17 protein-coding genes and 1 pseudogene are annotated in these 22,893 nt (G+C 64.4%); 4 read left to right on the forward strand and 14 right to left on the reverse strand.

Features of this window, described 5'->3' with window-relative positions; all coding sequences use genetic code 11:
- Nucleotides 1-34 precede the first annotated feature (34 nt).
- Both qcrA and qcrB read left to right on the forward strand, forming a co-directional pair.
- On the forward strand, nt 35-1,150 hold the full coding sequence (gene qcrA / locus K1X41_RS01945; protein WP_132203511.1) for a cytochrome bc1 complex Rieske iron-sulfur subunit: 1,116 nt from the start codon (nt 35-37) through the stop codon (nt 1,148-1,150).
- Nucleotides 1,147-2,760, forward strand: a complete 1,614-nt coding sequence (gene qcrB, locus K1X41_RS01950) for a cytochrome bc1 complex cytochrome b subunit (RefSeq protein ID WP_132203513.1) — start codon at nt 1,147-1,149, stop codon at nt 2,758-2,760. Before qcrA ends, qcrB begins: the two co-directional genes overlap by 4 nt.
- Nucleotides 2,761-3,447: 687 nt before the next feature.
- Here the strand turns inward: qcrB and K1X41_RS01955 are convergent.
- The 7 genes from K1X41_RS01955 to K1X41_RS01985 form a co-directional block, all read right to left on the reverse strand.
- Nucleotides 3,448-4,749, reverse strand: a complete 1,302-nt coding sequence (locus K1X41_RS01955) for an Nramp family divalent metal transporter (RefSeq protein ID WP_220175198.1) — start codon at nt 4,747-4,749, stop codon at nt 3,448-3,450.
- A gap of 114 nt (nt 4,750-4,863) precedes the next feature.
- Nucleotides 4,864-5,340 (reverse strand): TetR/AcrR family transcriptional regulator, encoded by a 477-nt coding sequence (locus K1X41_RS01960; RefSeq protein WP_220175199.1) that lies wholly within the window; start codon nt 5,338-5,340, stop codon nt 4,864-4,866.
- A 5-nt stretch (nt 5,341-5,345) separates the two neighbouring features.
- Nucleotides 5,346-5,789 carry a GNAT family N-acetyltransferase gene (locus K1X41_RS01965; RefSeq protein ID WP_132203519.1) on the reverse strand — a complete coding sequence of 148 codons (444 nt, stop codon included), beginning with the start codon at nt 5,787-5,789 and terminating at the stop codon, nt 5,346-5,348.
- A gap of 13 nt (nt 5,790-5,802) precedes the next feature.
- Nucleotides 5,803-6,225 (reverse strand): aa3-type cytochrome oxidase subunit IV, encoded by a 423-nt coding sequence (gene ctaF, locus K1X41_RS01970; RefSeq protein WP_132203521.1) that lies wholly within the window; start codon nt 6,223-6,225, stop codon nt 5,803-5,805.
- A gap of 18 nt (nt 6,226-6,243) precedes the next feature.
- Nucleotides 6,244-7,881, reverse strand: coding sequence for an aa3-type cytochrome oxidase subunit I (ctaD, locus tag K1X41_RS01975; protein ID WP_132203523.1), 1,638 nt, complete (start codon nt 7,879-7,881; stop codon nt 6,244-6,246).
- A 17-nt stretch (nt 7,882-7,898) separates the two neighbouring features.
- The gene (gene ctaC / locus K1X41_RS01980; RefSeq protein WP_132203525.1) at nt 7,899-8,747 is read right to left on the reverse strand and encodes an aa3-type cytochrome oxidase subunit II; all 849 of its coding nucleotides are present in this window, start codon (nt 8,745-8,747) and stop codon (nt 7,899-7,901) included.
- A gap of 148 nt (nt 8,748-8,895) precedes the next feature.
- Nucleotides 8,896-9,273, reverse strand: coding sequence for a HesB/IscA family protein (locus tag K1X41_RS01985; RefSeq protein WP_132203527.1), 378 nt, complete (start codon nt 9,271-9,273; stop codon nt 8,896-8,898).
- A 163-nt stretch (nt 9,274-9,436) separates the two neighbouring features.
- On the opposite strand from K1X41_RS01985, the gene K1X41_RS01990 reads away from it, so the two are divergent.
- The gene (locus K1X41_RS01990) at nt 9,437-10,012 is read left to right on the forward strand and encodes a DUF3043 domain-containing protein (RefSeq protein WP_133616709.1); all 576 of its coding nucleotides are present in this window, start codon (nt 9,437-9,439) and stop codon (nt 10,010-10,012) included.
- Nucleotides 10,013-10,086: 74 nt separating this feature from the next.
- Here K1X41_RS01990 and K1X41_RS01995 read toward each other — a convergent pair whose 3' ends face one another.
- Genes K1X41_RS01995 through hisD form a run of 3 tightly spaced genes read right to left on the reverse strand, consistent with a single transcriptional unit; the run spans nt 10,087 to nt 12,949 of the window.
- On the reverse strand, nt 10,087-11,136 hold the full coding sequence (locus K1X41_RS01995; protein WP_133616710.1) for a quinone-dependent dihydroorotate dehydrogenase: 1,050 nt from the start codon (nt 11,134-11,136) through the stop codon (nt 10,087-10,089).
- A gap of 5 nt (nt 11,137-11,141) precedes the next feature.
- Nucleotides 11,142-11,636: a transcriptional regulator NrdR gene (nrdR, locus tag K1X41_RS02000; protein WP_132203533.1), complete on the reverse strand. Its 495-nt coding sequence runs from the start codon at nt 11,634-11,636 to the stop codon at nt 11,142-11,144.
- Entirely contained in the window at nt 11,636-12,949 is a 1,314-nt protein-coding gene (gene hisD, locus K1X41_RS02005) for a histidinol dehydrogenase (RefSeq protein WP_133616844.1), read from the reverse strand. Before hisD ends, nrdR begins: the two co-directional genes overlap by 1 nt.
- A 164-nt stretch (nt 12,950-13,113) precedes the next feature.
- Here hisD and K1X41_RS02010 point away from each other — a divergent pair, with 164 nt between their 5' ends.
- Nucleotides 13,114-13,866: a sulfite exporter TauE/SafE family protein gene (locus tag K1X41_RS02010; protein ID WP_132203535.1), complete on the forward strand. Its 753-nt coding sequence runs from the start codon at nt 13,114-13,116 to the stop codon at nt 13,864-13,866.
- A 135-nt stretch (nt 13,867-14,001) separates the two neighbouring features.
- On the opposite strand, the gene K1X41_RS02015 is transcribed toward K1X41_RS02010, so the two are convergent.
- The 4 genes and pseudogenes from K1X41_RS02015 to gltB form a co-directional block, all read right to left on the reverse strand.
- Entirely contained in the window at nt 14,002-15,585 is a 1,584-nt protein-coding gene (locus K1X41_RS02015; RefSeq protein ID WP_220175200.1) for a DUF7059 domain-containing protein, read from the reverse strand.
- 28 nt (nt 15,586-15,613) lie between these two features.
- A complete protein-coding gene (locus K1X41_RS02020) occupies nt 15,614-16,258 on the reverse strand; it encodes an NAD(P)-dependent oxidoreductase (RefSeq protein WP_220175201.1) in 645 nt (214 codons plus the stop codon).
- Between the two features lie 92 nt (nt 16,259-16,350).
- Nucleotides 16,351-17,841 (reverse strand): glutamate synthase subunit beta, encoded by a 1,491-nt coding sequence (locus K1X41_RS02025; protein ID WP_220175202.1) that lies wholly within the window; start codon nt 17,839-17,841, stop codon nt 16,351-16,353.
- A pseudogene (gene gltB, locus K1X41_RS02030) lies at nt 17,834-22,482 on the reverse strand (glutamate synthase large subunit). The gene K1X41_RS02025 and the pseudogene gltB overlap by 8 nt, the downstream one beginning before the upstream one ends.
- Nucleotides 22,483-22,893: the final 411 nt, after the last annotated feature.

The raw sequence follows: 22,893 nt of genomic DNA on the forward strand, positions 1-22,893 counted from the left end.
CACAGAGTTCATGAGTCAGGAGTCAAGGAGCAACATGGCAGAGGAAGCGAAGAACAACGGCCACAATGGCGCCGTTGTCGCCGCCCAGGGCCACGGCTCGGTCGAAGCTGCAGCAGGAACCGCAGTTATTTCGTCCGACGCCGTGCAGAATCCGGGCCTTCCGCCGCACCGCAAGCGCGTCACGGATCTGGATCCCAAGAAGGCAAAGAGTGCTGAGCGCACTGTTTACACCCTCTTCTACATCTCGATCGCAGGCAGCCTCGGAGCGGTGCTCGCGTACATGTTCTTCCCGATTGAGTCGGGCGATCCCATGGCGATCCGCATCCACACGATGTTCGTCGGCCTGGGTATGGCACTTGCCCTGCTCGCCGTCGGCATCGGTGCGGTGCACTGGGGCAAGGCGCTCATGGCCGACCACGAGTCGATCGATGAGCGCCACCCGGTCCCCAGCGACGAGCCCACCCGCGAGGCAGCAGCTGAGGTATTCACGCTGGCAAACGAAGAGTCCGGGTTCTCCCGCCGCTCGCTCGTGCGCAACAGCCTGATCGGTGCGCTCATCGCGTTCCCCCTTCCGGGCATCACCCTCCTGCGTGGCCTTGCTCCGCAGGATCGCGATCCGGTACAGCTGCTCAAGCACACGATGTGGACGAAGGGTGTGCGACTCGCACGCGATCCCTCCGGAGTCCCGATCAAGGCCAGCGAGGTCACCATCGGCTCGGCGTTCCATGTCATCCCCGAGACGCTGAATCACGACGACTTCGCGAAGATGAGCCTGGACGAGCGTGGCGGAAGTGACACTCTCCTCGACGCCAAGGCCAAGGCCATCGTCTTGCTGATGCGTCTGGACCAGGAGGAGCTCAAGGAGCTTCCCGAGCGCGAGAGCTGGTCCTACGATGGAATCGTCGCCTACTCGAAGGTGTGCACGCACGTCGGTTGCCCCGTTGCGCTCTACGAGCAGCACACGCACCACCTGCTGTGCCCCTGCCACCAGTCGCAGTTCGACGTTTCGGAGCACGCCAAGGTCGTCTTCGGACCCGCAAAGCGGCCCCTGCCGCAGCTGCCCATCGCTGTGGACGAAGAGGGCTACCTCGTCGCACAGAGCGATTTCCATGAACCTGTCGGCCCGAGCTACTGGGAGCGCCTCAAGTGAGCAGCACCGTAACCGAATCCCCCGCGCAGAACGGCTCGAGCCGCTTCACCGCAGCGGCGGCGAACTACATCGATGAGCGCACCAAGATCGGTGTCGCCGTCAAGGAATTCGGACGCAAGGTCTTCCCCGACCACTGGTCCTTCCTGCTTGGTGAGGTCGCCCTCTACAGCTTCATCGTCATCCTGCTGTCGGGCACGTTCCTGACGCTCTTCTTCCAGGCGACGATGATCGAGACCCACTACACCGGCCCCTATGTGCCGATGAAGGGTGTCGAGATGTCCGGCGCTATGGCGTCGACACTTGATATCTCGTTCTCTGTCCGCGGTGGCCTCCTGATGCGCCATGTGCACCACTGGGCCGCACTGCTCTTCGTTGCCTCTATTGGCCTGCACATGCTGCGCATCTTCTTCACGGGTGCGTTCCGCAAGCCGCGTGAGCTCAACTGGGTCATTGGCTTCGTGCTCTTCATCCTCGCGATGGCAGAGGGCTTCACCGGCTACTCACTCCCCGATGACGTGCTCTCCGGCAACGGTCTTCGGATCATCGATGGCATCATCAAGGCGATCCCGGTCATCGGCACCTACCTCTCGTACTTCTTCTTCGGAGGCGAGTTCCCGGGTACCGACATCGTTGGCCGTCTGTACATGCTGCACATCATGTTGCTGCCTGCACTCGTCATCCTGTTCGTGGCGCTGCACCTCGCCTTCGTGGTCATTCACAAGCATGCGCAGTACCCCGGCCCCGGCAAGACCCAGCAGAACGTCGTTGGCTTCCCCGTCCTCCCCGTCTACGCGGCGAAGGCTGGTGGGTTCTTCTTCATCGTGTTCGGCGTGATCGTCTTGATCGCTTCCTTCGTGGGGATCAACCCGATCTGGGCCTACGGTCCGTACGATCCGTCGCCGGTGTCCGCCGGTACCCAGCCTGACTGGTACATCGGCTTCGCGGACGGCATGCTCCGTCTCGTCCCGCCGGGCCTTGAGACTGAGTGGTTCGGTTACACCTGGTCCTGGAACATGCTGCTGCCGCTGGCAATCATCGGTCTCTTCATCGTTCTCGTGATGATCTACCCGTTCATCGAAGCCTGGGTCACCGGCGATAAGCGCGAACACCACATCCTGGATCGCCCGCGCAACGCTCCTACCCGCACCGCAATCGGAGCGGCAGGTGTCACCTTCTACGCAGTGATGTGGGCGGGCGCAAGCTCCGACCTCATGGCCACGCACTTCCAGCTCTCGATGGAGGGTGTGATCCATGCACTGCAGGCACTGCTGATTGTTGGTCCGATCGTGGCGTACATCGTCACAAAGCGGATCTGCCTCGCACTGCAGAAGAAGGATCGCAGCATCGCCCTCCACGGCTACGAGTCCGGACGCATTGTCCGCATGCCGGGCGGCGAGTTCGTCGAGGTGCACAAGCCACTCGACGAGTACGAGTCCTGGGAGCTCGTGAGCTACCACGATTACGCGCCGCTCATGCTCCGTCCGAACGACGATGGCCGCATCCCCTTCTCCAAGCGCCTCCGCGCGGGCTTCACCCGCTGGTTCTTCGAGGATAGGATCGTTCCCCCGTCCAAGGGCGAGATCGAACAGAGCAAGCACGAGGGACACTAGTCCCCCAGCTTCAGACCGGTGGCCCGCAGGAAACTTTTCCTGCGGGCCACCGGTCTATTTGTCCCTCCGAGCAGGTGCTCCTGGCCACCGAGCCTGTGATGCACGGCCTGCCTCACACCGTCACGGCTTCCTGTTCCTCGGCGGGAGTGACACTCGCGGCGATGGTTCCCGTTTCGCACGGGAGTGCACCACACACCCTGCCTGAGCGCCCTGGGCGTCGGTGGCCCAAGGCAATCGCACCCGAGAGTCGCGTCGAGGGCGTTCAAGGCGGTCGAGTTCCGCTGCGGGCACGGCTGCGTGGCCTGCTCCCCCAGCGCACAGCCGTGCACACTGTTCCACTCAGCTCGGCACACACTCCGTATCTGGCGTACCGTGAACGACACACGGCCGGTCGCAGGCACGTTGCTGGAGCTCCTGGAGCTTCCTGGGGCTGCCGGACCTCCTGGAGTTGTGCTGAGATCTCCTAGACGCTCCCGGAAGCCGAAACAGCGTATGTAGGCTGCCTCGCTAGCCCCGAACGTATCGCGCCGGAACTCGAGCTCCGATCAACTCGGCTCGGTCAGCTTCGGCCAGACTGCACGATCCACGTCACGTGCGACGCGGTCAGCGATGCACGTGCAGCGAGCTCTGAACGGCACTCCTGCGCGACGCTCGCATCGCGACGATCTCATCGCGACGCTCGCAGCACTACGACTGGCCCGTGAAGATGAGCCAAATCAAGATCAAGTTGAGTGCCACAATGAGGAGCACCACGACCCAGGCGACGCCACGGAGCACTATCCCGTTGCGAAACGCTCCCATCACCGCCCGGTTCTCGGTCAGCCGCACGAGCGGGATGAGCGCGAACGGGAGCCCCAGCGAGAGCAGCACCTGGCTCAGCACGAGTGCCCAGGTCGGATCGATGCCGGACGCGAGCAGGAGTAGTGCAGGGACAAGCGTGATCGCGCGGCGCAAGACCATGGGGATCCGGATGTTCAACAGGCCGGACATGATTGTGGCGCCAGCGTAGCAGCCGACTGATGTGGAGGCGAGGCCTGAGGCGAGCAGTCCGAGAGCGAACACCACCCCGATCGTGGGGCCAAGGGCGTGTGCAATTGCCGCATGCGCGCCCTCGATCGTGTCCGTGCCTGCAACCCCAGGCAAGCTCGCGGCCGCCAAGAGCAGCATTGCGATGTTCACGCCTCCGGCCACGAGCAGTGACAACGCAACATCCCAGCGGGTGACGATGAGGAGCCGGCGGAGTCCAGTCTGCGAGTGCACGCTTCCGTGGCGATCGCGCGCGAGCGCCGAGTGCAGATATACCGCGTGGGGCATCACAGTCGCGCCGAGCATACTCGCGGCGAGCAACACCGTTTGCGTGCCCTCAAAGCGCGGCACGAGACCCTCGAGCATTCCCTGGCCATCGAGGGAGCTGAAGAACAGGCCCGCGAGAAACCCGACTGTGATGATTGCGAGCAAGCCGATGACCACGAACTCAAAGGTGCGCTGGCCGTGCCGGGATTGCAGCGACAGCAGCAGCATCGAGACAAGGCCAACGATCAGTCCTCCGAGTGGGAGCGGGACGCCAAAAAGCAGGTACAGCGCGAGCGCGCCTCCGATGACCTCAGCGACATCGGTTGCCGCGGCGACGAGCTCGGCCTGCACCCAGTAGAGCCGACGCGGCCACGTGCGCATCCGATCCCCCAACAGCTCGGGGAGACTGCGCCCGGTGACAAGTCCGAGCTTCGCGGACAGGTACTGCACGAGCATCGCCATGACGTTCGCAGCCACGAGCACCCATAACAGGAGGTAGCCGTACTGCGCGCCCGCGGTCAGGTTTGCTGCCACGTTGCCCGGATCGACGTAGGCGATTGCGGCGACGAACGCCGGGCCGAGCAGCCCAACACCGCTTGGGCGTTTTCCGCTCAGGCGTCTTCTACTGAGGCGCTTTCCAGTCTGGTGCCGCGATGTTGACACATCAACGGGATCAACTTCGCGCCTCCGGGTCATAGAGTTAGACTACTCGAACAATTTTCATCGCTCGGCCTCCGGGCCCTACTTCGCAATGAGGCAGCTCAGAGACGGGCTTGAGCGGAAGAGTCTCCGGCGCTCATTCCGCGGCGCTCATTCCGCAGCGGTGAACCCGCTGCGCAATGCGGCCGCACCCTGCGCCAAGACCACAGCGTAGGCGTGCTCCCCCAGTGCGAGGTGAAGTGCGCCGAGCTCGGCGTTCAGCAGCGGCCGCAATTCGGGAACTGCCGCGGCTGCACTGGCCTGAAGCAGGAGGCGAGCATCGGAGCTGTCGGTCAGGGCCACGGAGGAATCTGAGGTGGCACCGAGGCGGTCGGATCCGAATGCCAAAGACCCACCGGATGCCGCCCGATCTCGTATTCTCCGTGCCGCGCTCTCAACGCACGCAAAGAAGAGCTCTTGTTTCGTGCGGAAGTTCGCGTAGACATGCGGCTGCGGTACGCCTGCGCGCGCTGCAATCCGAGCAGTGCTGGTGCCGTGATAGCCGGAGAGGCCGAACTCAGTGAGTCCGGCCTCAATCAGGCGTTCGCGATTCTCGCCGGGTCGCCGCCTGGCACGACGCTCGGTCATGGCGATTATCCCAGTTCGAGAATCTTACGATAGTGCTCACCGACCGGCTCGAAGCCGCGATGATTGTAGAACGAGCCGATGCGAGCGGTGGAGGCAGAAAGCTGCCGCACGCCGCGTCCCATGCAGTAGTGCTCGTTGGCCTGCATGATGCGATCGCCAACACCGTGACCTCGGGAGGCTTCGTCCACGACGATCTCCTGCAGGTGAGCGGTGAGACCGGGAGCGTGCAGAAGCCGTGAGACCGTCATCAGAGAGTACCCCACGACGCGGTCCTCGAGCTCCGCGACGAAGAGCACATTGGTCTCTTGATCACGGTGGCGCAGAATGTTGTCATACGCGACGAGGAACTCGTCGCTGCCGATGGTCTCACGACCGGTGGTGAACTGCCGCGCAAGGGCGAGGACAGCTCGGCCGTCCTCGCTCTTGCCGCGGCGGATGATGATGCTCACGCGTCAGTCCTCACTACCGGGCGAAGTTGCCGCGGTAGTACTCGTACACCCAGCCGACGATCGCGATGATCAACAGCGGTGCTGAAATGAACGTCAACCAGAAGTTGAAGCCAATGCAGATGCCCAGAATGATGATCGAGCACGCGAACGCGAGGAAGATGGGCCACCAGCTCCAGGGGCTGAACTCGCCGAGCTCAGGATCCCCATCGTCGATGTCCGAATCGTCCAGATCCTCAGTGAGGATGCCCCCCTGCTTGCGCTGAACAAGCATGAGGTACACGGCAATGAATGCGGTGAGTCCGCCTGAGAGCAGGATCGTGGTCGATCCGGCCCACTCGGGCACACCGTGCGCGATCAGGTTCCAAACGGTATAGACGCCGGCCAGCAGCACCAGGTAGACCGTGAGGATCCAGAAGATGACGATATTGGATTTCATAGCTGAATGCTCCTCAGATCACTTCTGCTCGGAGAGCTCGCGCGCCGGTTTCGGCTGTTCCACACCGCTGACCTCAGGATGGTTGAGGTCGAAGGCTGGGGACTCCGAACGGATACGCGGGATCGACGTGAAGTTGTGACGTGGCGGCGGGCAAGACGTCGCCCACTCGAGTGAGCGGCCATAGCCCCACGGGTCGTTGACGGTGACCTTCGGCGCGCGTCGAGCCGTGATGTAGACGTTCAAGAGGAACGGAATCATCGAGGCGCCGAGGATGATTGCACCGATGGTCGAGAGCTGGTTGCCCCAGGTCACGCCATCAGACGGCAGGTAGGTGTAGTACCGACGCGGCATGGCCATTACGCCCAGCCAGTGCTGCACGAGGAAGGTCATGTGGAAGCCGATGAAGAGCACCCAGAAGTGGATCTTCCCCAGACGCTCGTCGAGCATCTTTCCGGTCCACTTCGGCCACCAGAAGTAGAAGCCTGCGAACATCGCGAACACCACGGTCCCGAAGACCACGTAGTGGAAGTGTGCAACAACGAAGTAAGTGTCGGACAGGTGGAAGTCAAGCGCTGGCGAAGCCAGGATGACACCGGTCAGACCGCCGAAGACGAAGGTGACGAGGAAGCCGAGCGACCAGAGCATCGGTGTCTCGAACGTGATCGAGCCACGCCACATCGTGCCGAGCCAGTTGAAGATCTTCACACCGGTCGGAACCGCGATCAGCATCGTCATCAGGGCGAAGAACGGCAGCAGCACGGAACCCGTGACGTACATGTGGTGTGCCCACACCGTCATAGAGAGCGCAGCAATGGCGATCGTTGCGTAAATCAGCGTCTTGTAGCCGAAGATCGGCTTGCGGCTGAATACGGGGAAGATCTCCGAGACGATACCGAAGAACGGCAGCGCGATAATGTACACCTCTGGGTGACCGAAGAACCAGAACAGGTGCTGCCAGAGGATGGCACCGCCTTCTCCGCTATAAATCTGCGCACCGAAGATACGGTCTGCTGCGAGGCCAAACATGGCTGCGGCAAGCACGGGGAATACCAGGAGGACGAGGATCGAGGTGATCAGCGTATTCCAGGTGAAAATCGACATGCGCCACATGGTCATGCCCGGAGCGCGCATCGTGATGATGGTGGTGATGAAGTTCACGCCACCCATAATCGTTCCGAAGCCGCTCACACCAAGCCCGAGCACCCAGAGATTCCCGCCCACACCTGGTGAGTACGTCATATCTGAAAGCGGGGCGTATGCGAACCAACCGAAGGATGCCGCGCCCTGCGGGGTGAGGAAGCCACCAACCGCGATCAGCGAACCGAAGGTGTAGAGCCAGAAGGCGAACGCGTTCAGTCGCGGGAACGCGACATCGGGAGCGCCGATCTGGAGCGGCATGATGACGTTTGCGAAGCCCGCGAAGAGCGGAGTTGCAAACATCAGCAGCATGATGGTGCCGTGCATGGTGAACAGCTGGTTGTACTGTTCCTTCGTCGCTACGACCTCAAGGCCGGGAGCGAACAGCTGCGCGCGGATGACGAGAGCCATGAGGCCGCCGATCAAGAACCACACGAAGGAGCTGATCAGGTACATGTACCCGATCACCTTGTGGTCCGTGGACGTCAGCCACGAGACAATGACGTTGCCCTTCTTCATGTTTCTGCTATCCCTCGTTACTCGTTCTGGGCCTTGGACTGGTCACCGTAGAAGCGACCCTGGTTCGGGTTCAGCTCCAGGGTGGCCTGACCGGTGTTGCCTGCTTCGCGCAACGACTTGATGTACGCGTCGTACTCGTCCTGCTCAACGACCTTGACTTCGAAGAGCATCATCGAGTGCGATTCGCCACACAGCTCGGCACACTTCCCCATGAAAGTGCCGGTCTTCGTCGGCGTGAAGCTCATGTAGTTGGTCTGACCCGGAATCATGTCCTTCTTGTAAAGGAACTCCACTACCCAGAAGGAGTGAATGACATCGCGGGTCTCGAGACGGATCTCGGTGGTCTTGTCAACGGGCAGGTAGAGCACCGGCATGGTCTCTTCCTTCGCCTCGCCGTCCTCATCGGTCTGCACCTGGACGCCCTGGAAGTACACGTCCTCGTCAACATAGTTGAAGTCCCAGGCCCAACGCTTGCCGATGACCTCGACAACGTTCTCCGGGTTGTCGTAGCGCGACTCAATCTTGCTCTGCTCCTGCGCGGTGAACGCGAAGAAGCCGAGGACCAGGATCACCGGGACAACGGTGAAGAAGGTCTCAATTGGCATGTTGTACCGCAACTGCACCGGAAGGCCCGTCTGGCCCTTACGACGGCGGTAGGCGATCGTGGCCCAGATGATCAGGCCCCACGTGAGCACGCCGACGGCGAGCAGCACGATCCACGAGGTCACCCACAGCCCGGTGATGCCGTCCGTGTGGTTAGTTGCTCCCTCAGAACCCGCGGGCAAGAAGCCTCGCTGCTGCTCCGGGGTGCAGCCTGCCAAGAGCAGCGCTGCCGAGAGCGCTACTGGGGCCGCAACCCATTTCATTCGACGATTGGAACGCACCGCATACCTTTCGAAATGTTTCGTGCCGCCCGAAAACAGGCGAAGCTGATGACTCCCTGTTAGCTTAGCGCGAACCTGAGGGTTCCCCGAACCAACTCCGGGTGTCGTGGAATCTCATGTCGCGAAAAGCTCAACTAAAGCTGTCGCCGCAGGCGCAGCTCCCCTGAGCATTCGGGTTATCGATCGTGAAGCCCTGCTTCTGGATCGTGTCCTCGAAATCGATGGTGGCGCCACTCAGGTACGGAACACTCATCTGGTCTACGACGACCTGCACCCCGGTGAAATCAACGATGGCGTCGTTGTCGAGCTCGCGCTCGTCGAAGAAGAGCTGGTAAATCAGCCCGGAACACCCTCCCGGCTGCACAGCAATGCGCAGGCGCAGATCGTCCCGCCCTTCCTGAGCAAGCAGGCTGCGCACCTTTTCCTGTGCTGCGCTGCTCAGGGCAACCCCGTGCGCCGCGTCCGTGGCCGGTGCGGCGGATTCTGCCGCGATCGTCTCAGTGCTCATGACTTCTCCCTCGCTCGCGTCCGTATAAGTCAGACGTTCTCAGTCTACCGCGAGAGACCCGAGCACAAGCCTCGGCTGAGACACGGTATTCTGAAGGGCATCACGCCCGCTGTGCGGGGCAGACACCGGGCGCACTCGTGCGCACCAGATCGAGAGGACAGGCGTGTCGAAGAAGGACGCCGCTGATGCGGCGGGCACGAACGAGCAGGACACCACCGACGAGAACGTCGGTAAGGGACGTCCGACGCCGTCGCGCAAACAGGCCCAGGCCGCAAACGCGCGACCTATTGTTGGGTCAAAGGACAAGACACTCCAGAAGGAGCAGCGTAAGCAGCAGGCCGATGCTCGGGAGCGCGCGCGCCTCGGCATGATGGAGGGCGATGAGCGCTTCCTCACCGCCCGTGATCGTGGCCCCCAGCGGCGCTTCGTACGCGACTATGTCGACGCGCGCTGGAACGTCGGAGAGATGCTGATCCCCATGATGCTCGTCGTGCTCGTCATGACGTTCATCCCGGGCGTGGTGCAGGTCATCAGCCTGATCGTCATCTGGGCCTTCGTCGCACTGGCGATCCTCGACGCGTTCCTCCTCGGTCTGAAGCTCAAACGCCTGCTCGGCACGAAGTTCGGTGTCGACAAGATCCAGCCGGGCTACCGCTGGTACGCCGCGATGCGCGCGTTCCAGTTCCGCCCGCTACGGATGCCGAAGCCACAGGTCAAGCGCGGCAACCGCCCCAGCTAGAACGATCTACACACAGCTGAGGCCCGCGATTCGAGAGCGAATCGCGGGCCTCAGCTGTGTGTACGGCAGTGGGGCTATGCCGCTGCGTTGCCCCGAAAACCTGCGCGCACGAGGCCGCGGTTGATCGCCCGCGCCCACAGCGGCCCTTCGTAGATAAACGCAGTGAACCCCTGCACCAGCGTTGCACCAGCTCGCAGCCTCTCGTGCACATCCTCGGCGGTATTCACTCCCCCAACTGAGATCACACAGAACTCCGGGTTGGGCTCGGCGCGCCGGATGCGGTGGAGCACCTCGAGTGAGCGGGCCCTGAGCGGCTCACCTGAGAGACCGCCAGCACCCATACGTTCAATCTCAGCCACGGGTGCTTCGAGTCCCGAGCGCGACACCGTCGTGTTTGTTGCGATGATCCCGTCGAGCCCGAGTCGCACCGCAAGAGCGACGATCCCGTCGATCTGCTCGTCGTCCATATCGGGAGCGATCTTCACCAGCAGCGGAGTGCGTCCGGAGGCCTCTCGCACGGCCGCGAGCAGCGGCTCAAGCAGCTCCACTTCCTGCAGACCGCGCAGCCCTGGCGTGTTGGGTGAACTCACGTTGACCGCGAGGTAGTCAGCGATCGGCGCGAGCCGCTCGGTGCTCCACACGTAGTCCTGCGTGGCATTCTCGACCTCGGTGATCCGGCTCTTCCCGATGTTCACACCGATCACTGGCCGATGTCGGGAGAGCCGCGCACGCTCGATCCGCGGGACAGCCGCGGCGGAGCCGCCGTTGTTGAATCCCATCCGGTTGATGAGCGCACGATCCCCCACGAGCCGGAACATGCGCGGCTTGGGGTTGCCGGGCTGCGCGTGTCTCGTGAGCGTGCCAACTTCGACGTGGCCGAATCCGATCGCCCCAAGACCTGCGATGCCCGAGGCGTTCTTATCGAAGCCGGCGGCAAGCCCAAAGGGGCTCGGGAACTCGAGTCCGAGCGTGCGCACCCGAAGCGAGGGATCGGCACCACACCAACGACGCACGATACCGCCCAGCAGCGGCGTCGCTTGGATCACCCGAAACGCGAGGTGGTGCGCGGGTTCTGGATCCATCCGTCGCAGCACGGTGGAGAACAGCAGCGGGTAGAAACGCATTCGGATTACTCCTGTGACGGGGTGGGGATGATCGAAGCCGGATTCGGCTGAACCTCGGGGTGTTCACGCAGTTCCGCGATGGCTTCGTCGAAATCGGCGAGGGATTCAAACGCCTGGTAGACGCTGGCGAAGCGCAGGTACGCAACTTCGTCGAGTTTGCGCAGGTGTGGCAGGATCGCGAGACCAATCTCATTGGCGTCGAACTGCGCGATCCCGCTGGAGCGCACCGATTCTTCAACCTGCTGAGCAAGGACGGCGAGATCCGCTTCCGTCACCGGGCGGCCCTGGCACGCCTTGCGGACACCGCTCATGACTTTCTCACGGCTAAAGGGTTCAACGACGCCTGACCGCTTGATCACGGTGAGGCTGGCGGTTTCGGTCGTAGTGAAACGACGACCACACTCGGGGCACTGGCGCCTGCGTCGAATTGAGAGACCGTCGTCTGCGGTCCGGGAATCGATCACGCGAGAGTCAGTGTGGCGACAGAATGGGCAGTGCACTAGGCAGTCTCCTCTTCAAAGCGGGCACTCACGGCCTCGCCGTGCGCGGGCAGCCCCTCAGCTCCGGCGAGCGCGAGCAGTGGCGCCTCGGCGATGGCAAGCGAGTGTCGGTCATAGCTGACGATTTGCTGGGGGCGCAAGAAGGTGTGTGCGCCGAGTCCCGCGGCGAATCTCGCGGTGCCACCAGTTGGAAGCACGTGATTGGATCCCGCGAGATAGTCCCCCAGGCTCACGGGTGTATACCCACCCATGAAAATAGCGCCAGCGTCGGTGATTCCGGCGAGCGTGAGCTCATCGTCGCGGGTCTGGATCTCAAGGTGTTCCGGGCCGTAGGCATTGCTCACGCGAATGGCGACATCAATGCTGTCGACGAGGATCACGGCCGACTGCGGCCCGCTCAATGCCGTCGCAACCCGCTCGGCGTGCCGGGTACGGGGTGCACGCGACGCGATCTCCGCCTGAACACGCTCAGCAAACGCTGCGGAGTCTGTCACGAGCACCGACGCCGCTGCCTCGTCGTGCTCCGCCTGGCTAATCAAGTCGGCAGCAACAAAGCGGGGATCTGCGCTGTCGTCGGCGATGACGAGGATCTCCGTCGTGCCTGCCTCAGAGTCGATGCCGACGAGCCCACTGACGACACGCTTCGCTGCAGCGACAAAAACGTTGCCCGGACCGGTGACGACATCGACCGGTTCGAGGTCGATCTCGGGCACGCCGTGTGCGAAGGCAGCAATTGCGCCAGCCCCGCCGATCGCGTAGACCTCGTCGATCCCGCAGAGTGCGGCCGCCCACAACACTGCGGGGTGTGGCAGACCAGCGTTGTCGCGCTGTGCGGGTGACGCGAGCGCAAGGCTCGGAACTCCTGCCACCTGCGCGGCGACGGCGTTCATGATGACGGACGAGGGGTACGCTGCTTTGCCACCCGGTGCGTACAGGCCAACGCGAGACACCGGTTGCCAGCGCTGCCGGATCACCGCGCCGTCGCTGAGTGTGGTCTCCTGCGATGCGGGAACCTGTGCGGCTGAACCACGGCGGAGACGTTCGATGAGCTCGGTGAGCGCAGCGGACACCTCGGGCGGGCACGCCTCGAGCGACTCCGTGATCGCCGCCGCTGGTACGCGGAGCGCATGTCCGGAGACACCGTCGAAGTCGCGCGCTTGCTCGCGCAGGGCGATTTCGCCGTGTGCCGCAACCGCGGCGACAAGCGGGCGCACCTGTTCGACGGCAACGTCGGCGCTGAGCGCTGCCCGTGGCACCAGTTGGAGGAGATCGCTGCGGGAGAGCTCGCGCCCTCTGAGATCAGTCGTACGCATCACCCTCTCATTCTACTGAGCCTGGTCGGCTTCCCCGCGCGCGTCTGCGAGGATGGGATGATCCCCGACGAGAGGCGGCGCATGCGCGGCACAGTTCACGGCGCAGGCCACGCCCGCTGCAGTACCCCGGCGCTCGGGTCCACTGCTCTGCACAGGAGGTGCACGTGACGATCACGACCGGGGTGCTGATTCTCGGACTCATCCTCATTGGGGCCGCCGCACAGCGGATGGCGGGTCTCGGATTCGCGCTGTTGGTAGCGCCGTTCATGACCCTCGTGCTTGGCGCTCACTCCGGAGTCATGCTGGTGAACGTGCTCGGGGTGATCTCAAGCGCACTGATTTTGCCGCGCGTGTGGCGGTCCATTGACTGGGTCATGTTCCGCTGGCTCGGCGCGTTCGCCGTGGTGGGCGCACTGCTCGGGTCGTGGGTTGCGCAGTTGTTCTCCCCCGCGGTGATGGCGGTCGCGGTCGGTGTGATCGTGATCGTTGCGCTCGGCGCGTCTCTCACCCTGTCAGGCAATAAGTTCTCGACCGAGCTGCGCTGGCCCCGAGCGGGAGCCGGATTCCTTTCGGGCCTCACCAATTCGCTGGCGGGAGTGGGCGGCCCCGCCGTAAGCGCCTACGCTGTGCTGACCAGGTGGCCACAGACCGCGTTCGCCGCGACGCTGCAGCCCTATTTCATTCTGACCGGCGGGACTTCGGCGATTTCCAAACTCGTGCTGGATCCGGGCGGGTTGCCCCCAACCGAGTGGTGGTTTTGGGTCGTCGTGCTGCTCGCCGTGCTCGGTGGCATTGCGGCTGGCGAGCGGCTCCTCAAGCTGGTGACCCCGAGCCAGGTACGCCGGTTCGTGATCATCCTTGCGTTCGCAGGCGCCACCGCCTCCCTCGTACGGGGCCTCATCGATCTGCTCGCCTGAGTGTGCGGCCGCGGTAGGGGGGCACCGGCGCCAGCCGCGTTTCGAGCTCAGGCAGGAGATCCGAGTTCGCGCAGGAGGGGCCGCCGCGACCTCACCCTGCACGAGCGAGGTTTTCCTGCGTGACTGCGACGGCCACTAGGCGTGTGGGGCGAGCATCCCCAGCCAGGCGAGTTCGCGCGCTCCGGCAATCACCGCCTCGCTCGCGGCGGAAGGATCCACTTCGAGGAGTGTCGCAAGCGCGTCCGCAATTTGTCCGAGCGTCAACTCTCCGTCGCTCGCTCCGACCGCGGCAGCGAGCAACGGGTCGGCAGCGACGCGACGTGCGATCGGGCGGTCCGTGACGAGCGTCAACGCGCTCGGGGATTCTTGACCAGGCTCGTGGATCCGCTCCTCTGACACGCTGTTCGAGACGACCCAGCGCGTCGCAAGGACTTCCTCATCACTCATGCGTGCCGCAATTGCGCCAGCCGTGAATGCCGCCTCGAGCTCACGCCCCAGCGCGTCGGTGCTGAGCGCCCCGGTGGCCTGCTCGACGTGCACGATCGTGTGCGTGAGCGTTCCTGGCTGGGTGGTCGTCGAAGTGTGAGCGGCTTCTTCGGGCTCGCGTCGGATCCGGATCGCACCGAGTCCCACACTGACAATGCGGCGCATCGCAAAGTCATCGAGCCAGGCACCCAACAGGTCATCGAACTCGGCAGATCCGGGGCGCGCGCCCCCGTCCCTGGCCCAGGTTTCGGCGTACTGCACCGGCGTCAAACGATCCCGCTCGATCACCCACGCCGTGAGCGGACCCGCCGCAGAGGCGTTGATCCAGTCGGTAACTCTCCCGAGGCCGTTGCCGCCCCAGGGAGTCTCCCAATTCGCGAGGCAGAGCATGGTGCCCCCTGGCACGAGCTGCGCTGGGCCGTGCTCGACAACCGCAGCTGCGAGGGCGTCCCCGACCATGCCGCCATCGCGGTACTCGTACACTGGGCCGTCCCCCGTGCGCGGTGTGATCACGAACGGCGGGTTTGAAAGAATCAGGTCAAAGCGCTCGCTGCTCACCGGGGCGAAGAGGCTCCCCTTCCTGAACTCGATTGAGTGTTCGACTCCGTTGAGCACCGCGTTCGCCGCGGCAAGCATGAGCGCGCGCTCCGAGATATCGGTGGCGATGACTCTGCCGCCGCGAAGCGTGAGGTGCAGGGCGACAATTCCGCAGCCGGTGCCGAGATCAAGCGCCAGAGCCACATCTCCGACCGGTGCCTGCGCGATCAGTGAGCGGGTCGCTCCCCCGACCCCCATCACGTGATCTGGACGTGCCGGCCCTCGGCGGAGCTGATCGTCGAGATCTGAGAGTACCCACCACTGCTGCGGCGCGGCCTCGCGCGAATCCACGATCGTGACCGGGTTGAGTGAGAGTGCGGCGCGAAAGTGTGTACGGGCAGGATCGGGATCCGTCACTTCCTCAACCAGCCCGAGCTCTTGCGCGCCCGCTGCGCCCAGTTCGGGCAGCGCCATGTCGAGCGCAATAGGGGTGACGGCTTCTCCGAGGAGGAAGAGCCGCACGAGCAGCGCGAGCGGTGTGTGTTCCCGCTCCGCAAGCGCGCGCTGCGCCGGCACGAAGACGCCGCGGAGCCGGGCGGCGTCCGCGGCGTCTCCGAGCAGCGCTGTGACACTCGTCACCTGATACTCAGCAGCGGCGAGGTCGGCACGAAGCCGGTGCAGAAGCGCAGATTCCATCCCTCTAGGGTAGAGGGTGATTTCCGAGTTAGTACGCGACGGTAAAGCGCTGGCGCGAGTGCGTCGGCGTTTCGATCTCGTCGGCGATCGCCACGCCAAAGTCGGCACCTGAGATCGCAGAGTTTCCTGCGGCATCAGTGAGGAGCACGTCCCCGCCCACACGGAAATCGCCCGTGAACTCGCCAGCGGCCCACGGCCCGAATCCGCCAGCCGGGCTGACATAGAACCAGTCGAGAGCCTCAGGCGTCGCACGCAGATCATCCAGGACACCGCCCATTTCGGCGGCTTCTGCCTTGATCTCGTCGGGGAATCCGGCACCGTTCATGACGAGGTCACCACCCTCCTCCTGCAGCAGCGAGCCTGCCCCACCGATGACGCCCAGGCGCACCCCGGCGGCCTGTGCTTCGACGGCGAGTTCTGCAATCGCCTGGCGCACCTTGCCGGCCATGTCTCCGCGCGGCGAGACCGCAACGATCACCACGTCAGAATCGGCCAACAGGCGTGCACGATCGGCCGGATCGAGCACCGAGCCTGTCGTGTAGTTCACTCCGCCCAGCTGCTGGGCCACCTCACCTCGGCTCACACTCGTGACGAAAAACCCTCGCACCGCTGCCGCCTCTGCAATGTGCGAGCCAGCGTATCCACTGCCACCAATGATGGTTACCTTCGTCATGCTCATTCCCTTCGTCACTGCGATCCGCAATTCATGCGGCTCTGTTCCGGGGAAACCCGGGTGAGCGTCACCCTATTCCCCGGAACAGGCAATTAGGAGAATGCGCGATCTTTTGCGGTCACGGGGCTGGGGAGTACCGTGTCGCCGGTGAGGAAGCGATCCACGGCGGCTGCGGCGGCGCGCCCCTCCGCGATTGCCCAGACGATCAGCGATTGTCCACGCCCGGCGTCACCAGCAACGAAGACACCGGGAAGCGGTGTCGAGAAGTCGGCTGCGCGATCAAACGCCCCGCGCGCGTCGACCTCAAGCGTCAAGCCAGGGTCCGTGATCGGTTCCGGTCCGGTGAAGCCCATGGCGATCAGCACAAGATCGGCCGGCAGCAACTGCTCAGTCCCGGGGATCGGCCCCCGACCCTGTTCGGTGAAGCCAGTCTCCGCAACACGGATCCCAGTCACGGTTCCTGCCGCGTCAGACACTCCGGAATCGTGGGAAACTCCCCCGCGGTCCCCGCTCACGAATTCAACGGTTGCCGCGAGATAGCGCCGTTCTCCGCCTTCTTCATGCGAGCTGGTGAGTTCGAAGAGCGTGGGGTGCACGGGCCAGGGCTGGGACTCGCTCCGTGTCTCACCCGGCTGCCGACCGATCGCCAGATTCGTGACTGAGGCAGCACCCTGACGATGCGCAGTGCCAACGCAGTCAGCCCCGGTGTCACCCCCGCCGATCACAATCACGTGTTTCCCTGCGGCATCGAATGGGGTCGCATCCAGAGCACCGGATTGCACCCGGTTCGACGCAGTGAGGTAGTCCATGGCGGGCATCACCCCAGCCAGTTCCCGTCCGGGCAGCGCCAGTTCGCGCGGCACCGTCGCCCCGGTCGCCACGACGACCGCGTCAAAGCGGCGACGCAGCTCCACCCAGCTCATGTCCCGGCCGATCTCGATGCCGCACCGGAACCGGGTTCCCTCAGCTTTGAGCTGCTCGATGCGGCGCTCCACGAGCGCTTTCTCCAGCTTGAAATCGGGAATGCCGAAGCTTAGGAGCCCGCCCGGTGTCTCATCACGTTCGTAGACGGCAACTGTGTGACCAGCGCGAGTAAGCTGCTGCGCTGCAGCGAGGCCGGCAGGGCCGGACCCGACCACGGCGACAGTCTTGCCAGACAGCCGTGAGGGAGGCTGCGGCTCCACCCAGCCCCGCTCAAACGCCTGATCGATAATGCTGTTCTCGATTTGCTTGATCGTGACCGCCGGCTGATTGATGTTCAGCACACACGCCGATTCGCACGGCGCCGGGCACGCACGTCCGGTGAACTCCGGGAAATTGTTGGTCTCGTGGAGTCGATCGATCGCCTCACGTCCGCGCTCACGATAGACGAGGTCGTTCCATTCAGGAATGAGGTTGCCGAGCGGGCAGCCCTGGTGACAGAACGCGACGCCGCAGTCCATACACCGTGAGGCCTGCCGTGCCACGACGGCAGGATTCGCGGGATCGACGACCTCGCGCCAGTCTTTGAGTCGAATTGCGACGGGACGCTTGGCCGCGAGCTCGCGCTCGCGCACCTTCAAGAATCCGTGGGTATCAGCCATGAGTCGCCTCCAAGATTTCAGTCCAGACCCGCTCGCCGTCAGGGTCGATGCCCTGCGCATTGGCGCGCTCTCGAATTTCCAGCACCCGCGAGTAGCCGCGTGGGATCAGCCGCGTGAACCGGGCAAAGGTGCGCTCTGGATCGGTGGCCAACGCTTCGAGGAGCGCCTCCGCGAGTTCAGATCCGGTGTGTTCAGCATGGCGCTGCAGCAGCTCCCGGATCCGCGCCCGCAGCCCCGGAGCATCTCCGTCCGGCACGAGTTCGCCGGCCCCCGGCTCACTCGGGCCGCCCAGTCGCTGCAGCAACAGCGCACCGGAGGCGCGCTCAGCCGCGTTGACGTTCGCCGGATCGAGATCCAGCAGCACCGCCTCGCCCCCAGACATGCCCGCCCCGATGTTCCGGCCAGTCGGGCCAAGGATGAGGGCAAAGCCACCGGTGAAGTACTCGAGCGCGTGATCGCCCGTGCCCTCCACCACCGCGGTCGCTCCTGAGCCGCGCACCAGGAACCGCTCGCCGACGACACCGGCGATCCAGAGCGCACCGCTGGTCGCGCCGTATCCGATCACGTTGCCGGCGATCACGTTTCCGGTCGCGGCGTGTGCCGAGTCCGGGTGGGGCCGGATCGCGATCTCGCCGCCCGAGAGGCCTTTGCCGACGTAGTCGTTCGCGTCGCCGATCAGCCGGAGCGAAATGCCGGACGGCAGGAATGCGCCGAGCGATTGGCCGGCTGAGCCGGTCAGGCTCACCCCGATCGTGTCTGGCGCGAGCCCGGCAGCGCCAAAGCGCTTCGTGGTCTCGTGACCAAGCAGCGTGCCAACGGCGCGGTCAACGTTCCGGATCGGCAGGTCGATCGCCACCGGGTTGCGCTCGGCGAGTGCGTCGGCGGCCATCTCAATCAGCTGCACGTCGAAGTGCGTTTCCAGCTCGTGATCCTGCGCCCGACCGTACTTACGAGGCTCGTCCGCCGCGAAGCTGGGGCCGCGCAGCACTGGTGTCAGGTCGAGCCCTGCCGCCTTCCAGTGCGTGATCGCATCTGCGACGTCGAGCGCGGCAGTATCGCCCACTGCCTCCGAGATTGAGCGGTAGCCGAGGCTCGCCAGGATTTCGCGCACCTCCTCGGCGATGAAAGTGAAGAAGTTCACTACGTGTGCCGCCTGGCCGGTGAACCGCTCCCGCAGCTCGGGATTCTGTGTGGCAACGCCGACCGGGCAGGTGTCGAGGTGGCACACGCGCATCATGATGCAGCCCGACACGACGAGTGGAGCCGTCGCAAAGCCAAACTCTTCCGCGCCGAGCAGCGCGGCGATAACCACATCGCGGCCCGTCTTCAGCTGGCCGTCTGCTTGGAGCACCACGCGCTCGCGGAGGCCGTTGAGCATCAGCGTCTGCTGTGCCTCAGCGAGGCCGAGTTCCCATGGCGAGCCAGCGTGCTTCAGCGAGTTCATGGGACTCGCGCCGGTACCACCGTCGTGACCGGAGATCAGGATCACATCGGAGAGCGCTTTCGCGACACCGGCCGCAACGGGGCCGATCCCGCTCTGTGCAACGAGCTTCGTGGAGATCCGCGCCGCAGGGTTTGCGCGCTTCAGATCGAAAATCAACTGCTTCAGATCCTCGATCGAGTAGATGTCGTGGTGCGGCGGCGGCGAGATAAGGCCGACACCGGGCGTCGCATGTCTGGTGCGTGCGATCCACGGGTACATCTTCGCCGGCGGCAGCTGTCCGCCCTCGCCCGGCTTTGCGCCCTGTGCGAGCTTGATCTGGATCTCGTCAGCGCTCGTGAGGTACAGGCTTGTCACGCCGAAGCGGCCGGACGCGACCTGCTTGATCGCACTGCGCCGTGCCGGATCCAGGAGCCGCTCCTCGCTTTCGCCCCCCTCGCCGGTGTTGGAACGGCCACCGAGCTGGTTCATCGCGATCGCGAGCGTCTCGTGCGCTTCGGGTGAGATTGAGCCGTAGCTCATTGCGCCCGTTGCGAAGCGGCGAACGATTTCCGAGACAGGCTCGACGTCATCGAGCGGCACCGGGGGCCGTTGCGGCGCGAACCGGAAGAGGCCGCGCAGGGTCATCAGGCGCTCCTGCTGCTCGTTCACCCGCGCGGTGTACTCGGCGAAAATCTCGCGCTTCCCTGTGCGGGTGGCGTGCTGCAGCTTGTACACCGTCTGCGGATCGAAGAGATGCGGTTCTTCACCGCGGCGCCAGCGGTACTCGCCGCCGGTTTCGAGCACCTTGTGCGCGAGCGTTGCCGGATCATCCGGGTATGCTGCGCGGTGCCGCGCCGCGACTTCTGCCGCAAGCACGTCGAGGCCGACGCCACCGAGCCGGGAGGTGGTGCCGGTGAAGTAGCGATCGACGAGCGGCTGGGCGAGGCCAATTGCTTCGAAGGTCTGCGCGCCGCAGTAGGACGCGACCGTTGAGATCCCCATCTTGCTCATCACCTTGAGCATGCCCTTGCCGAGCGCTTTAATCAGCCGCGCGATCGCCTCGGTTTCAGTCAGTCCGGCGATCGACCCGTCACGGACGAGTAGGCCGACAGTCTCCATGGCGAGGTACGGGTTGACCGCTGCAGCGCCGTAGCCGATGAGCGCCGCCACGTGGTGCACTTCGCGTACATCCCCCGACTCGGCGATCAGCGCGACGCGCATACGCTGGCCCTCGCGGATCAAGTGGTGGTGCACCGCGGAGACGGCGAGCAGCGAGGGCACCGGAGCGAGATCCTTATTGGAGTCGCGATCCGAGAGAATGAGAAACTCGGCGCCTGCCGCCGTCGCCGCGCTCGCCTCGCGGCACATCGCCTCTAGCCGGTCAGCAAGCCCGGAGGCGCCGTAGTCGACGGCATACAGCCCGCGAATAGTGACGGCACGCTCTTTCTCGGGATCGTCGCCAAAGTGCTGGATCCTGGCGAGGGCATCATTGTCGATCACTGGGAAGTCAAGGATCACCTGGCGCGCATGATCCGCCGACTGAGTGAGGAGGTTCTCCTGTGGGCCCATGCCGGCGCGCAGGCTCGTCACCAACTCCTCGCGGAGCGCATCGAGCGGCGGATTGGTGACCTGGGCGAACTGCTGGACAAAGTAATCGTGCAGGTGCCGTGGCCTGGCCGAGAGCGCAGCGATCGGCGTGTCGGTGCCCATCGCTGCGAGCGGCTCGATCCCGTCGCGCGCCATCGGCGTGAGCAGGAGGCGCAGTTCCTCTTCGGTGTAGCCAAAGGTGCGCTGGCGGCGGGCGATTGAGGCTGGTGGGTGTACGAGGTGCTCACGCTCGGGCTGCTCCGAGAGCCGGATCCGGCCTTGGTCAAGCCATTCACCCCACGGTGCGCCCCCGCGAGCTCTGCCTTGACGGTTTCGTCATCGCGGATCACCCCGGTGGTGAGGTTGACGGCGAGCATGCGGCCGGGTTGCAGCCGTCCACGATGCGCGACCTGCTCGGGCGCGACGTCGAGGACCCCGGTCTCGCTCGCGATCACGAGCAGGCCGTCAGTGGTCACGAGGTACCGCCCGGGGCGCAGGCCGTTGCGATCGAGCAACGCCACCAGCTCAGAGCCATCGGTCGCGATCATCGCGGCAGGCCCGTCCCATGGTTCCATCAGCAGCGAGTGGTACTCAAGGAAGTCGACGAGTTCCGGCGCGAGCCCGGTCTCGGATTCCCACGCTTCGGGCACCATCATAGACAGCGCGTGTGGCAGGGAGCGGCCCGCCATGACCAGCAGCTCAAGTACCTCGTCAAAGCTCGCCGAGTCGCTGCCACCGTCTGAGCAGATGGGCAACAACTGCCGCACATCTCCGAGCAGTTCGGACTCGAGCTGCGCCTCGCGGGCGCGCATCCAGTTCCGGTTTCCGCGCACCGTGTTGATCTCGCCGTTGTGCGCGACCATGCGCAGCGGCTGCGCCAGGTGCCACGACGGGAAGGTGTTCGTGGAGTAGCGCGAGTGCACGATCGCGAACCGCGAGGCAAAGCGCTCGTCGCTCAGTTCCAGGTAAAAACCGGGCAGTTGCAGCGTGGTGACCATGCCCTTGTAGACGATGGTGCGGGCAGAGAATGAGGGCATGTAGCAGCCGGTCTCGTGCTGCACCCGCTTGCGGGTACGGAATGCTCGGCGCTCAAGCCAGTCGGTATCCAGCGTTGATCCGGCAGCGGGAACCACGATGAGCTGCTCGATGACGGGGGCCGCATCCAGTGCGCTGCCCCCCAGCACTTCGGGTCGCACTGCAACGGCGCGCCACGCGAGCACGGAGAGGCCTTCCTCTGCGGCGATCGCTGCGATCCGGTACCGCACAGCCTGGCGTTCCGTTGAGGCCTGCGGCAGGAAAGCGAGTCCGGCTGCGTAGCCTCCGAGCGGCGGCAGCATAAGGGACGGATCCTGCGCCGCGAGTTCGCTGCGGATCAACGCATCCGGCAGGTCACTCAGGATCCCTGCACCGTCACCCGTGCCAGCATCGGATCCGACGGCGCCACGGTGCTCAAGGTTCTCCAGCGCTTCGAGGGCCAGCCGCACGATCTCGTGGCTCGGCTCACCCGTGAGCGAGACCACCGATGCGAGGCCGCAGGCGTCCCGCTCATCGGCGGGATCGTACAGGCCCTGTGCGAGCGGGAATCCGGTGACGGCGGTGGAGGCTGACGGAAGTGCGGTGCGAGCGTTCATCGACGTCCTTTCTCTCGGCGGGACGTCGGCGACCCGTGCGGAGCCGGAGGGGAGGACGACGGCGCCGGCTCGCGCCGGCCCGATTGCAGTTGCATCCCCGAAGGCGGGAACTTGAATCTACCACTCGTTTCTTCGGTGAAACGAATCGACCGTCGCACTTTCTACATGCAATTCGGTGAGTTCCGCAGTAACACCGAACATCATGCGGGTTCTTGTGACATTCGCCGAACAGGACATCGCCCTGTAACGCGATCGAAACACATGCGTCGCCGCACCGAAACCGAGTGATTTCTGGAGACAGCAACGCCGGAGTTCAACAGTCGAAAACGCGTGAACATGCGTTCCAACTATCGAACTCCGGCGCGGGGTGCTGCGGGCGTGATCGGGCTCTATGTTCCCGAAATCGGGACA

Source organism: Leucobacter luti, assembly GCF_019464495.1.
Classification (GTDB): Bacteria; Actinomycetota; Actinomycetes; order Actinomycetales; family Microbacteriaceae; genus Leucobacter; species Leucobacter luti_A.

Excerpts from the sequence above, each read along its gene's own strand:
- K1X41_RS01955 (WP_220175198.1), bottom strand. The coding sequence starts at position 4,749 with ATGACCCGGAGGCGCGAAGTTGATCCCGTTGATGTGTCAACATCGCGG.
- K1X41_RS02015 (WP_220175200.1), bottom strand. The coding sequence starts at position 15,585 with ATGGAATCTGCGCTTCTGCACCGGCTTCGTGCCGACCTCGCCGCTGCT.
- K1X41_RS02020 (WP_220175201.1), bottom strand. The coding sequence starts at position 16,258 with ATGACGAAGGTAACCATCATTGGTGGCAGTGGATACGCTGGCTCGCAC.
- ctaC (WP_132203525.1), bottom strand. The coding sequence starts at position 8,747 with ATGAAATGGGTTGCGGCCCCAGTAGCGCTCTCGGCAGCGCTGCTCTTG.
- qcrA (WP_132203511.1), top strand. The coding sequence starts at position 35 with ATGGCAGAGGAAGCGAAGAACAACGGCCACAATGGCGCCGTTGTCGCC.
- hisD (WP_133616844.1), bottom strand. The coding sequence starts at position 12,949 with ATGCGTACGACTGATCTCAGAGGGCGCGAGCTCTCCCGCAGCGATCTC.
- K1X41_RS02025 (WP_220175202.1), bottom strand. The coding sequence starts at position 17,841 with ATGGCTGATACCCACGGATTCTTGAAGGTGCGCGAGCGCGAGCTCGCG.
- K1X41_RS01960 (WP_220175199.1), bottom strand. The coding sequence starts at position 5,340 with ATGACCGAGCGTCGTGCCAGGCGGCGACCCGGCGAGAATCGCGAACGC.
- ctaD (WP_132203523.1), bottom strand. The coding sequence starts at position 7,881 with ATGAAGAAGGGCAACGTCATTGTCTCGTGGCTGACGTCCACGGACCAC.
- K1X41_RS01985 (WP_132203527.1), bottom strand. The coding sequence starts at position 9,273 with ATGAGCACTGAGACGATCGCGGCAGAATCCGCCGCACCGGCCACGGAC.
- ctaF (WP_132203521.1), bottom strand. The coding sequence starts at position 6,225 with ATGAAATCCAATATCGTCATCTTCTGGATCCTCACGGTCTACCTGGTG.
- K1X41_RS01995 (WP_133616710.1), bottom strand. The coding sequence starts at position 11,136 with ATGCGTTTCTACCCGCTGCTGTTCTCCACCGTGCTGCGACGGATGGAT.